Genomic DNA, 12,385 nt, shown 5'->3' on the forward strand with positions numbered 1-12,385 from the left:
GATTGCGCCGGAGTTGCGCAGGCGGACAACACGATGACCTTGGCCCTGGGGAAACCCAGAGGGCTGAGCGATGACGTTGCCAAATGAAGTAGTTGCCTGTTGTTAAAGGTGCGACAAGCGCGAGGTAGGTCACACAGTGACCCGAACGGGCGCGATGTCCTTTAGGGTTCTGACCCATGTCTGAACCGGAAACAGGGGCAGCCATGGGCATCGCTGATGCCGATGACAGCTTCGCGCTGGAAGGGCTGCCACCGGTTCTGTACGTGCCGCGGGCACCGGGTCCGATCGACGATGAGTTTGTGGTGGACTTACGAGTGATGCCTGACGGGCGACTCGGTCTGCCTGTCTATTCGGCCCTTGATCGACTCGTGAAGCACTGCGGGCCGGACCAGCCGTGGGCCGTGATGATGACCAGAGATCTGCATCTCATCGACGAAGCCCAGTCCTTCGATTCGATCTTGCTGGATCTGCCGATCCGACCGGACATGTGGCGCCGGGTCGAGGAGCACTGATGGCCGAGCCGGTGAAGGTTGATCTCGATGAAGTTGCAGACATTGCTGCCAAGCTGAAATCGGCGGCCGGAAACCTGGACGCGACCGGCGAGACGGCTCCCGAATGGTTGGACGCCGGGGACCTGACTGAGACGATTGTCGGGGACTTTGCTCACCTGCTGTCCAACGCCGGGAACCTGGTGGTGAACATGCAGGCCTTCGGCAACACGGTGGCCTCGGCCGGCAACTGCTACGACACCACGGATACAGCCTCGGCCGACTCCTACAGCGGAGGCCTGGATGTCAATTGACACGACGATTGAGGGCGACCCCCAAAGTATCCGGACTTTGGGCCTATGGATCGAGAAGACTTTCACCGTAGCGGTGGGAACCGCTTCGGACGATTACCGGACGGCACGTGATCGGTCTGAAAGGTCCTGGGAGGGGGACGCCGCGTCGGCCTTTCACACCAAGGTCGATTCTGCGCAGAGCGAGGCCTTCACCTTCGAGCTGGGAATCGAGAGCTACGGAAAGTCACTGGTCAATTTGGCCGACGACCTGAAGACGGCGAAGACGGGTATGGAACGGGTACGCGAGATGGCTCGCGAGGATGGGTTGCTTGTTGACGGCAACACGATCATTGATCCCCGCGACAGAGTCGCCCCCGACATGGTCCCGGGTCGCGTTCTGCCGCCGGCCACCGACGAACAGCGCTCCAGCGAACTGAACGAGCAAATCGAAGCCTATGAGAAGGCCCGCCGAGAGGTCGACAAGGTCTTCGACGAGTACGACATGCGCAAGGCAAGCTTCACTAACGTCAGTAACGACCTGCGCGACAAGAAGTGGATTGTGGTCGCCACCTTTGCGAACGACACTCTGGTGGAACTGATGGCCGGGGCCTACGGCAGCAAGCTGGCGCAACGGGCTCTTCAGGCCCAGGAAATGATCGATCTGGCCCACGTGCGGCACGTCAGGGTGCCGATGAACGGTCCTTATTTCGGCGACTCCCTGAAGGATCTTCAGGAGCGATACTCGGTGCATGCCAAGAGCATGGGCAAGGTTGGTCAATGGGGACGTGTTTCAAAAGGCTTGCCTGTCATCGGGTGGGGCCTTGTCGCAACGGACATCGGATACGACATAACTCACGAGAAGCCAGTGGACAAGACACTGGTCAGTGCATCTACTGGACTCGGGGTGGGAGCCGCAGCCGGCGCAGTCGGGTCGGCATTGGGTACAGCAGCTGCCGGTGCGCTGGTGGGGGGATCGGCCGGGTCAGTGGTGCCCATAGCCGGAACAATCGTGGGAGCTGTCGTCGGTGCTGGGGCCGGCCTGGTAGCCGGCGGGATGATGGACTCGGCGTACGACAGACAACACGAGAAAGATGAAACTCTCGGACGGGGTGGCTCCACGCACGTGAACATGATCAAGGAATTTTACGCCGAAAAAGTCGTGGAAACCAAGGACGAGATCGTCGATAAGGTCGAATCGACCGTAGACGACGCGGTGGACAAGCTAACCGACCCGGCGCAGGTCAAGCAGTGGGCACGTGGCTGAAGCGGACGCTTGGCCGCCGGCACCGACGCCGGTCAAGGCCAAGGTGATCGCAGTCATCGGCTTTCCATTCCTGGCCCTGGGCTCGGGGAACTGGGCCGTGGACGCCGCCCGAGAAGGTGCGTCGTGGGAGGCCTTCTTCTGGGGCCTCGCAGCGTTCATGTTCGTGGTGTTCGCCGCGACTGGCCTGACCGGCTGGCAGCGCCCGCGCCCTTCCCGGAAGCCGCCGGGCACAGGGGTCGACGATCTCGGCAACCCCGGTCTGAGGTTCCGGCACTCGCTCATCGCGACCTGCTGGTTCTACGTCCTGTTCGGGATCCCGGGGGTGTTCGCGCTGGCTCTGGCCGTGGACCTGTTCCGACGCGATAGGCCCATCGTTCAGGCCGTGATCGCGGCGGCTGCTGCGGCTTTCCTGGGCTGGTTCTGCATTGCCATGGCTCGGCGCGGTCGGGGTCGGCTCGTCCTGACCGCTGACGGCGTGTACCACCACTCGGCGCTGGCTGATCAGTTCGTTCCCTGGAGATCTGTGACCGGAGTCCGAGCGATGGGGGGAACTACCCCCTTGTTCCTCGTTGATTACGTGCCCAGCTCTCAGACTCGCGTATCCCGTCCGTCCTATCTCTTCATTGGCGAACCACCGACCCTGACCAGTATTACCGTGACCGCTGCTCAGATGGGACGATTCGCCGAACCGGCTTATAAGGCGGTCTGTGAGTATCTCGATAATCCCAACCGGCGTGGCAATCTCGGCATCTCTTGAAAGGGGGGAGGGGGTGGCCGGGGCAGCAGCCAGCGTTGCCGCAACAGGAGGGATTGCGCACCTCATCAGCTCAGTCTGGGGTGAAACCGTTGCTGGAGCGGGCCGATCACCACATCAAACCGGGTCTATCGTGACCTACCCATTAGCGATATGAATGAGCCCTTGATTGCTTCGCCTGAGTGGCCCGTCCTTGCCAGGTCGACGACGCGAATGATCAACGTTGCCAGCCTGTCATTCATTTCGCTGTTCCCATTATTCACAGCTGTCGACAGAATCGAAAGTCGTTCGCTCTGGGCCATCGCTCGCCCTACGTGGGTCTTCCTGACCTTGCTCACCTTTGCTGTCGGCACGGCCCTTCTGCTGTTCCTTCCCCGGCAGGACTTCCGAACTCCTCCGGCCGGTCACAACGACATCGGCGAATCTGGTCAAATGTTCACCTATTCCTGGATATCGCACTACTTCCCGCCCGCATCCATCGGGATGCCCGCCGTCCTGGGACTTGGCTTTGCGTATGAACTTTCGTCCTGGGGGCCAGTCGGCGTCATCCTTTCCGTGCTTTGCGCGGCCGGATCCCTCTACCTGACGAGCCTCTTCATTCTGGTGGTCCGCCGAGGCCGCGCGAAACTCGTGCTGACACCGAGCGGTATCTACAACCACGCTGCGTTCATCGATCAGTTCGTCCCCTGGTCGGAGGTGGCGGAAATCCGCACGGTCAACGGGCAAAATCCTCACTTCGAAGTGCATTTTCGGCCGGGTCCCCACGTGCGGACCACAACCGTCGGCCGCCCTTGGATCGGTAAGGACGAGCGATCCCAGCTCGTCTTCCAGGCCCTGGCTCTCGGCAGCCATGCTGTCCCGGCGTACGAAGCAGTATGTACGTACTTCAACGCCGCGGACGTAACCAGTCAGAGATCCGCCGGTTAGGTGATCATGCGTATGTCACGAACGTTGAGGGAGGGTACGGTGGGCAGCCCCATGTGATGCGTTTCCGTGCAAGCGATGACCCGGAAGAACAGGGAGACCAGCCAGTTGGCTGGCCCAGGCCGCACCGTTCGCTTGGCCGCATCGGTTCAGTGCTGCTCTTTGCCCTCTTGGCAATCCTTTTCGGTGCTCTCGCGGTGGATGAGGTCTTGCAGGAAACGTGGTGGCAGGCGCTGGTCTGGGTCGGAGGGATGCTGCTGCTCGTACATCTGATCGGTCTCACTGTGAGCTTGATGCACCGTCCTCGTCAGGCCGGCGGGCTGCCGTCGCGAGGAACGAATGATCAAGGCGAAGAAGGCATGGCGTTCCGGTACTCGAGATGGGCTTACTACTGGCTTTCGGTCGTGCTGGGGGCCTGTGCTGCCGGCTGCTTCGGCTACGCGGTGGCAGCGGGCCGGTATGTCAGCGTCGCCGGAGTGGTGTTGTCCCTGGTTTTTGCCGGTTTCGGCCTATACCTGCTCTGGTTTCTGGTGACCATGCTGCGCACCGCGCCCGGTGTGGTGGTGATCAGTCCCACCGGCATCTATCACCGGTCGCTGACGTTCGAGCACTTCGTGCCGTGGGAGTCGGTCACCGAGGTCGCGGCCCGCAATCATCAGACGCCGTGGATCACGGTGAAAGCTTTTCCGCTGGAGGGGACTCGGACCAAGAATCATGCTGGTCGGTTCTCCCCGGGCGCGGAGGGCCTGCCCTTCATGATTATTCGTGCATATTGGCTGGGGGCCAACGCTATTCCCGCCTATCTGGCCGTCCGTCGATACTTCTACAGCCCCGAGCAGCGAGCGGAGCTGGCTGGGCAGGACTGACTGTGCGGTCGTCATGCCAGGTGCCATCTCGGACCGAGACGCGGTCAGACTGGTTCCGCGACCCGCACGCGTTGTGATGTCCGGGTGCCGGGGCGTACCTGTTGATCGACAACCTTTTCTATGGTGGCGATCCTGCAACGGTGATGCCGAAAGCGGTGCTGGTCGCCCTTGGGCACGGAACACTGGGCAACGACCTCAACAGCGCGTGCGGGGATATCGATATGACCTTTGAGCAGGGCTATGAACCGGATCTCGCGGCCTTTCAGGCCGTCCCTGGTGCCGGCAGACTGAACGACGCCCAGGGAGATGCCGTGCTGGCCATCGATCTGGGGGAGCATCGACGTCGTCTGAGCGTCGGTGTGGGCGCCGAGACCCGACTTCATGTGCTCGATACCTTGACGCACCTGCCTCTTGGACAGTCAGTGCCGGAGCATGCCCTGGCTGATCACGATCGCCGACGCGTTCAAAGCGCGTCCGATGGCCTCGTCGAACTGACGGTGCGCGGCCCGGTGCGGCGCCTGCAACCCGCTGTCGAGGTGCTCTCTGTCCAGGTCGCGGCTGGATCTTGGTGGACGAAGTTACGCCAGGCAGCAGCCTTCGCGCGGCTGGCGCCCTCCGCGATTCTCGTAAGTCGTCCTCCCTCGGCCGAGCAGATGCTTCAGGCCGACTACTTCGGCATCGGGCTCGCAGGCACAGGGCCCTTGGCCGGCGAAGAGTTCTTACAGGCAGTGGTGCCCAAGCCATCGAGCACCGCGGTGGCGTGGCTGTTCCGCGAGCGGGCTTACAAGGAATGGCTCAAGTACGGCGCCGCGCAAGCGAGGTCGGAAGCCGTCCGTAATCGAGCATCACCAGCTGACGCAGAACAGGATCGAACGCCCTGAGAGGCTCGTACGGGCGCAGCTGAGCGTTCCTGTCCAGGGCCTGTCGCCGTTCATCGGCGAGCAGACCCTGAGCTTCGTCACGATCGCAGTCGACCAGCTCATCCAGGAGCTCGAGCCAGGTGTGCAGGGTGTGCCGATAAATGCGCTTCCGGTCGTGGTCGCCAGTGCCGTACGACGAGAAGGAGCGCTCATCACCGCAGGAAGTGCACGAAGGCTCTGATTCCTCCGCGATCTCGTACCACTGAGCGTAGGTGGGAGGCGATCGGTGCTCCCACAGCTCGCGAAGGAACATCCTCGGAACAGCGGGCCCGCCGTTACTGTCGCTGGGCGGTCTGGGAAGACGGAGGCTGCTATTCACTCCAATCGCTGCGGCACAGGCGCCCTGCAGAATTGCATCCATGGCCACCACGGGCTCGCAGCCCAGGAGCAGGACATCCGGGACGGCGCTCAGTAAGGTCCTCAGGCCGGCGATCCGATGGGCTTTGCCTAGCGGCTGGTCAGCCTCGTCAGCCAGGACCAGGGCGACAGGGGAACGTGCCGCGGCCAGGAGCCGGCACATCCGTTGGATCAGGTGGGGCTCGAGAACACGAGCATGTGTAGGAATTAGGGGGATCAACCGTGGGGCGGCGGAGGCGTGTGTCGCCTTGAGTACATCGGTGATGAGATGGAGCCGGTCGGCAGGGATGAATCCGGTCGGGGTCAACACCAGCGACACCGCAGCTGGAGCCGATAACGCGACCTCGTCCAAGGTGTTGCCGAAATCAATTGGTAGAAGACCCAAATCTTCCGCAGTCTTTTCGTCGGCTAACCCGAACGGATTTGCTGAGGTAGCCAAGGTCTTGCGCCAGCGTCCGCTGTCAAGGATGACGCGACCGTCGAGGGTGCTGAGGTTGCGGCGCTGGTTCCTGTTCGGCGTCCCACAGAAGACCAGGCCAGAATGGGTACGACTGCGGGTCTGCTCGATGGCGAGGTCTATGTCCAACCCTGCAGTATGCGCAAGGACAGTGCCCCGGAATGATTCGAGGGCGGATCTCTGCTGAGAGTCGCGCTGGGTGACTGACACCCTTTACGGTCCGTCACCATGCGTGGATACGCCATGGCCTGCCCCCGCGGGTGCAGAGCCGGTGCAGTTCTACCCTGCATGTCCCAGCGGCTGCTGGCCGCTGGCACAGAGGTGACAGCTGGATAAGAAGGGGCCTTGGCGTGGCCCCCGCATACCCGTCAGTCGGTTCGCGAACTTAGCTCGTACCTAAGTAGATTCACATCCGCAGCTGCATTCTAAGAGCTCAAGGCGAAGCTTGGCCGTAGCCGCTGCAGGCAGCCTCATCAGATTCGCTTGGTCGAACGCCGCCTCGAGGCTCTGGTAGTGCGCAGTGGCCGGCCAGGTCTGCTCCAAGGCGCTCCAGACCCGTTCCATCTGGCTCCGCCGGGACATGTCGTCGTGGGACGCCGGTGGGAGAAGGGTCGCCAGCAAAAAGTACGGCGCCAGGAGACACGACGCCGAAAGCTCGATCGTGTGCTGACCGCCGAAGTAGATCTCGTTGAGGAGTATCTCGAATATTGTTGCCGAGAGACCACTTAGCTTATGGTGTCTGGTTGCGGCCCTCCTGGCCACGTCGCTCAGGTCTTTCTGTGTAGGCGTTTCGCCGTATGCGGCTTTGCAGAACGCGGCCACGAGAGCTCGGGTCCAGATCGCGGACTTCTCGGCCTCAACGACGTTCGGCATGCTCAGTAGCGCCGCGGCGTACGGCTTCGTCTGCTGGCCGAGAACGGCCTCGAGCACGCAGAAGGTGGCTTGTCGGGTCTCGGGCATCAAGGTCAGGCTCACGGCGAATCCCCCCGGTTTGTTGGTGATGTCGATTGAAGCAGCCACCACCGACAAACTTCGCCCCGTTCAGCGGTGCTCTTCGGCAGGCCACCCAACACGGTTGGGTGGCTCCACCGTTGACAGCCTCGTACCCGGCCCGCTCTGAGGAGACAGATTTAGCCCTCTGGTTGCCCGGCCAAATCGTCAGTTACTCGCGGCGCGGAGCGATTTCGTGCGCGCTGCGGACTGGCAGGTAAGGCCTTCGGAGGCATTCACGCCGACGGTGGGCACCCACTGGTCACGGATGAGAGTGAAGGGGTACCAGCGTCCGTCAGTGGGTCATCCGTACTCGCGTCATCCCCGGTAAGCATCGCGGTGGCCCGGCTCGCCGCGTCCAGAAACTCCAGAAGTTCCCGGCCTGGCCCACCCACCGGCGGCGGTCACTTCGAATCTGAGCACGGCATGAGCGAACTCTTTCCAGAGCTGAACGCCCGCCCGTGGTGGTTGGCGGGCGGGCAGCGCATTCCTACGTGGTCGGGTTCGTCCGCCCGCCGTCTTTGCGGGTCCGGGCGGTCTTGAGTGCCTTGGTAGCTGCCCGTGTCGTCGGGGTGCGGTCTCCGGCCGGAGGCTGAATGTTCCGCAGCGACTCCACCAGTTCGGTGAGCCGCCGTGAGGTCCTCACGGCCTCCGGCAAACGGCCGGCGCGCAGTTGGGCGCCGAGCAGGCGGTACTCGGTGTCGACCATCTGGCTCATCCGAAGGCCGCGTTCGCCCGGGCCGGGCTGCGTCGATGCAGGCGCTTCGGGCGCTGGTGAGTCGGTGCTCTCATGGCCAGTGGTCTGCCGTCCACGCGCAGCCAGCCTGTTCGGTCGTGCCATTCGGAGCTCCTTGATGTCTCGAGTGTCAGGCGATTGTCTCCCGTCGGGGTCATGACCCGTGAATCCTGTCGTAGATCGCGGCAGGTTCTTCAGCCGTCCGCCCCGGCCTGTCGACCACTGAGTCGATGGCCTCACGGTCGACCGGAACGACGTACGGCACCAGAAGCGCCAGGTCGATCCCCTCACCGAGCATCAGGGTTCGAGCTGCCCGGGCTTATCGTCGACGACGCCCGACCATTGCCGGAGTCTGCTCTTCAACCGCCCCAGCTAGACTTTGCTCCATGAGCCAGTCGGCGCACGTCTACAAGATCGATGGCCGGAAGGCGACCGCTCTGGAGCCGACGAAGATGGTCGATCACGGTCTACTGGAGTCCCAGCACCTGGAGACCTGGGTTGTGGAGCATCCCGAGGTGCTGGGCGGCAACGTTCGCATCGTGACCCAGCAGTTCAGCCGGTGGGGGACGAGCGGAGGTCAGTTCGCCAGCGAGCGGCTGGACGTACTTGGTCTCGACTCGACCGGACAACTCGTGATCGTCGAGCTCAAGCGCGACGGTGACAAGCGCGTCCATCTGCAGGCCCTGACATACGCGGCGCTGGTCGCACGGTTCGACAAGGAGATGCTCGGCGCGGTGCACGCCGAGTACCTGAACCAGCAGCAGGCCGACTCGTCGCACACGGCGGCGGACGGGTTTGCCCAGTTGTCAGCCCATGTTGAGGGCGACTGGGACGAAGATCTGATCACTCGTCCACGTATCGTGCTGATAGCGGAACGCTTTCCGCCGCAGGTGCTTACCACAGTGACCTGGCTCTCCGAGCTCGCGCCGACCGAACTGGAGATCAACTGCGTCGAGCTGAATCTGTTCCGCGACGCTGACACCAAGGCTCTGATCGCCAGTTTTCAGCGGATCTTCCCGATCGACGACATGACCGATCGGGTGCTCGGTCCACTGGCGCAGGCGGCCGGAACCGTGAGTGAGAAACTGGCTCAGCGCACGAGGAATCAGCGTTCGGTGGCGGTCATCGCTGACAACGCGCTCGTGCCGGAAGGCGCCCGACTTGAACTGTCCCTCGAGAGTCTCATCAAGCCGGACCTTGTCACCAGGGTTCGGGAGTGGCTGGCCGAGGACCCGAAGAGGCACGAGGTCTACTGGCGGAACGATCGTCAGAAGCCGCTGATCTGGAAGAACGCACCGGAGGTCGACGGCTGGTCAGCTACGAAGCTCGCCCAGGACATCGTTACCCTGGCCACGGGTGTCGCCCCGACCTTCTCCGGTCCGGACGCCTGGACCTACGAGGAACGCAGTCTCTACGTCATTGCCAACGAGTTCCAGGCCCAGCAGGAGTAGCGAGCGAACCCGGGAACGTTGGGACGAGAAGCCCGCGCATCAAGATGGCTTCTTCTTGATCACCCTGGTCGCAACCCGACCCCGCTGGGTCAGCTCATCGATCACATTCGCCGCCTTGAGCACCCGGTCCAGAGAGATCGGCGGCATGTTCCGCTCGGCCTTCACATACCCGTCCAGGTACGGAGGCATCTCGATCAGGGCATCCTGCCGCTTAGCCACCAGGTACGCCACCAATTCGGCTTCGATCTCGACGACCTCCTTCGACGCCCCACGCCGATCGGGCCACCAATCCTTGCATACCGTTCCCAGGTGTCCGCACATGATGTGAGCGATCTCGTGCAGCAAGGTCAGGTACATCGTGGGGGAGTCGAGGCCGCCGTTCAGGGTCACCTCGTAGCGGAGACGGACCTCCTCCGGGCCCTTGTTCCGTGCGCCCGGGCGTTGTGTCGTCCCGCCGATCGTCGAACGCCTTGCCCGGCCAGCGAGATTCGAACCGAAGACCTGCTCCTGCACCCTGATACCGTACGCCATCGCGTTCGAGCGCAGGTGGGCCAGACGCTCGGTCGCGATTGCCGGCTCCATGCGGACCCGCAGTGGACTCACCAGGTCGGCCGGCAACGGCCTGGCCCCCTCCAGCGGTTCGACGTCCGAGACGTCGAAGACCACCCTGAGTGGACTGAACGGATGAAGGATCACCAAGGGCTGCGCGTTCGGTTTCGGGACGTGCCGGTGTTGCTCGAGCCACTCGTGTGCCGACAGCACATGCCGGGCGCCCGGCATCTGGATGTCGACCATCGCCGCGTTGAACGGCGCCAGATCTCGCATGTCACTGACGAAGTCGAGGAACTCCTGATAGGTCTTCGACTCCCGGTAGCGTCGTGACGTCAGAATCAGGTCGTCGATGGACTGCCTGGCGTCTGAAAGAGCAGAGGAGGGGCCGCTGTCGACCTGTTCCTCGAGCATGAACTGGAGTTGCCCGCCCTCAGGAGTGACGTCGAACATTCCTTGGCCGAAGATGTCGGTCTGCGTCACGCCGGGGCCCCGACACCTTGCCGAGCCGTCTCGCTCTGCCGGAATTCTATTGCCTCGGGCAGCTCCTCGAACGTCAGCAGGTTTCCGCCCGTCAGCTGAAGCAGCTCGTCGCGCACCTGCGTGGGCGTTACGTAGAAGAACTCACGGCGCGCATTGATCCGGTTCACACGCTGCTCCGCGAATCGGGAGTGCAGACGCGACTCGATCCCGACCGCGTCCTCCGTGAAGAACAGCGCGTGCACATCGAACCGGAACGGAACCGACGCGTCCCCCAGCTCACGCACCCGATCCATCGGCTCGAGCCGACGTGTCATCCCGATCTTCACCATCTGCGACCCAAAAGCCCCGATGTTGCTGATCACGTAGACATACCCGGCGCGGACGTTCGCGGCCCGGTAATCGACGTTCTCAATCGCCGCGCCGATCTCGCTCAGCTGCGCGCGCATCTTCTCGATCGCTTGCGTGTCGCCCATTTTTTCGAGCCGGGCCAGGGCATTCAGGTAGTGCTGCTGTTCCTTGACGAGACGAGCCCGCTCGCGCTCGATCTCCTCCTGAACCTTGCGCTCCTCCCGAAGACGCGCCTTCTCCTCGCGTTCATGCTCCTTCTCGCGGGCGACCTTCTCGGCGAAGTCGGCGGTCAGCTCCAGCTCACGAATGCGCAGACGGTGGTACGCGGGGGAGATGGTGATCTCGAGTGTGCGGCCGAGACGTTCGATGGTGCTCATGACCTTGGTCAGCCGCTCAACGGACGGGTCCAGCTTGTACGGCTTGAGCCCGCGCACCAAATTGTCGGCCTCAGCGTTGTAAGCCCGCAGCATCATTTTCGACGTCTCGCGCATCATCTTGCGGCCCTCGGCACTGGACCCGTTCACGGTCCAGTTGGCCGCACCGCTCACGGCCCCACCGTCTTTGAGGGTCATCGTCTTGATCTTGTCGCGCAGCCGGGCAAGTTCCGCTTTGTAGGCCACCGCGTCGTCCAGTGGATGGCGGTAGCGGTACACGCCAGCCTCTTGGAGCAGACTGATCTCCTCGGTTTCCACCACCGCCTGCCGCAAGACCTCCAGTTCGCGCCGAGCGGCTTCGACCTGCGCCTGGAGCTGTGAAAGGTCTTGCTCAGCCGATATCCGGTATTCCCGCAGCTCGTGCTCGCTGTCGACCAGACGCTGCTCGATCTCACGTTCGATCTGACGGCGGCGTTCTTCGAGCTCTACCACGCCGAGGGCGCCCAGACGTTCCAGATGCTCGCGCAGTCGGTCGTTCTCGGCCTGTGCTTCGGTCAGAGCAGCACCGAGCTCCCGGGCCTGCTTGCGGGCCCCGAACACAGGAACGGATGCAGGTGCCGGAGCATTCGCGTGCTGTGGCCCGTTGGTGGGCTGAGGGAGAATTGCCTGCTGAGGCGTGGAATGCTGAGCGGGCCAGGAACTGGGTGGAGAGTCGTCAACCCAGAAAGTCCACCCGGCCGGAGCGGAACCCCATGCTGGATCCGGTTGCCATCCCGGCGGGGGAGTCCACCCCTGCGGGGGCTGCGGCCAGTTCGGCGGTGGGTTGAAACGTGATGCCACGCTGACTCCTTCAGCCTTTCACGGCACCGACGAGGGGCCGTCAGAGATCAGGGTTCGACTCGGGTGTCAGGGGAACGGCCGGACCGAAAAGTGATTCATCTGAATCGTATCCATAGCTGGGCAAATGTGCGCCGACTTCGCGTCCGGGAAGATCACATCTGCGATTTCTCCTTATCCGACGTGCATTCACCGGTTGTGATAATGGTGGACGTCGCGTGAGGTGCCGTTTGGAGGTCGCCTCCGAGGGGGAGCGGCAATGTACGGAGCATGCACAGCGGGGCGCCCGAGTGG

General features: G+C 63.0%; 13 protein-coding genes. 8 read left to right on the forward strand and 5 right to left on the reverse strand.

Features of this window, described 5'->3' with window-relative positions:
• Positions 1–176: 176 nt before the first annotated feature.
• The 7 genes from QSK05_RS28755 (at position 177) to QSK05_RS28785 (ending at position 5,470) form a co-directional block, all read left to right on the forward strand.
• A complete protein-coding gene (locus QSK05_RS28755; protein WP_285600494.1) occupies positions 177–512 on the forward strand; it encodes an SAV_915 family protein in 336 nt (111 codons plus the stop codon).
• A complete protein-coding gene (locus QSK05_RS28760; RefSeq protein WP_285600495.1) occupies positions 512–802 on the forward strand; it encodes a hypothetical protein in 291 nt (96 codons plus the stop codon). Before QSK05_RS28755 ends, QSK05_RS28760 begins: the two co-directional genes overlap by 1 nt.
• Complete coding sequence (locus QSK05_RS28765) at positions 792–2,045, forward strand: hypothetical protein (RefSeq protein WP_285600496.1); 1,254 nt, start codon at positions 792–794, stop codon at positions 2,043–2,045. The genes QSK05_RS28760 and QSK05_RS28765 overlap by 11 nt, the downstream gene beginning before the upstream one ends.
• Positions 2,038–2,802, forward strand: a complete 765-nt coding sequence (locus tag QSK05_RS28770) for a hypothetical protein (protein WP_285600497.1) — start codon at positions 2,038–2,040, stop codon at positions 2,800–2,802. Before QSK05_RS28765 ends, QSK05_RS28770 begins: the two co-directional genes overlap by 8 nt.
• Before the next feature lie 210 nt (positions 2,803–3,012).
• Entirely contained in the window at positions 3,013–3,726 is a 714-nt protein-coding gene (locus QSK05_RS28775) for a hypothetical protein (protein ID WP_285600498.1), read from the forward strand.
• 56 nt (positions 3,727–3,782) lie between these two features.
• On the forward strand, positions 3,783–4,589 hold the full coding sequence (locus QSK05_RS28780) for a hypothetical protein (RefSeq protein WP_285600499.1): 807 nt from the start codon (positions 3,783–3,785) through the stop codon (positions 4,587–4,589).
• A 101-nt stretch (positions 4,590–4,690) separates the two neighbouring features.
• Positions 4,691–5,470: a hypothetical protein gene (locus tag QSK05_RS28785; protein ID WP_285600500.1), complete on the forward strand. Its 780-nt coding sequence runs from the start codon at positions 4,691–4,693 to the stop codon at positions 5,468–5,470.
• Here QSK05_RS28785 and QSK05_RS28790 read toward each other — a convergent pair.
• The 3 genes from QSK05_RS28790 to QSK05_RS28800 all read right to left on the reverse strand — a co-directional run bounded on the left by QSK05_RS28790 (position 5,385) and on the right by QSK05_RS28800 (position 8,022).
• On the reverse strand, positions 5,385–6,452 hold the full coding sequence (locus QSK05_RS28790) for a hypothetical protein (protein WP_285600501.1): 1,068 nt from the start codon (positions 6,450–6,452) through the stop codon (positions 5,385–5,387). The two genes, QSK05_RS28785 and QSK05_RS28790, sit on opposite strands and share 86 nt — an antisense overlap.
• Positions 6,453–6,719: 267 nt before the next feature.
• Complete coding sequence (locus tag QSK05_RS28795) at positions 6,720–7,298, reverse strand: hypothetical protein (RefSeq protein ID WP_285600502.1); 579 nt, start codon at positions 7,296–7,298, stop codon at positions 6,720–6,722.
• 505 nt (positions 7,299–7,803) lie between these two features.
• Positions 7,804–8,022 carry a hypothetical protein gene (locus QSK05_RS28800; protein ID WP_285600503.1) on the reverse strand — a complete coding sequence of 73 codons (219 nt, stop codon included), beginning with the start codon at positions 8,020–8,022 and terminating at the stop codon, positions 7,804–7,806.
• 413 nt (positions 8,023–8,435) lie between these two features.
• Here QSK05_RS28800 and QSK05_RS28805 point away from each other — a divergent pair, with 413 nt between their 5' ends.
• Positions 8,436–9,500, forward strand: coding sequence for a PDDEXK family nuclease (locus QSK05_RS28805; protein WP_285600504.1), 1,065 nt, complete (start codon positions 8,436–8,438; stop codon positions 9,498–9,500).
• 39 nt (positions 9,501–9,539) lie between these two features.
• Here the strand turns inward: QSK05_RS28805 and QSK05_RS28810 are convergent, their stop codons facing one another.
• Both QSK05_RS28810 and QSK05_RS28815 read right to left on the reverse strand, forming a co-directional pair.
• Positions 9,540–10,532, reverse strand: coding sequence for a hypothetical protein (locus QSK05_RS28810; RefSeq protein ID WP_285600505.1), 993 nt, complete (start codon positions 10,530–10,532; stop codon positions 9,540–9,542).
• On the reverse strand, positions 10,529–11,854 hold the full coding sequence (locus QSK05_RS28815; protein WP_285600506.1) for an SNIPE associated domain-containing protein: 1,326 nt from the start codon (positions 11,852–11,854) through the stop codon (positions 10,529–10,531). The genes QSK05_RS28810 and QSK05_RS28815 overlap by 4 nt, the downstream gene beginning before the upstream one ends.
• Positions 11,855–12,385 lie beyond the last annotated feature (531 nt).

The organism is Kineosporia sp. NBRC 101731, from assembly GCF_030269305.1.
Taxonomy (GTDB): Bacteria; Actinomycetota; Actinomycetes; order Actinomycetales; family Kineosporiaceae; genus Kineosporia.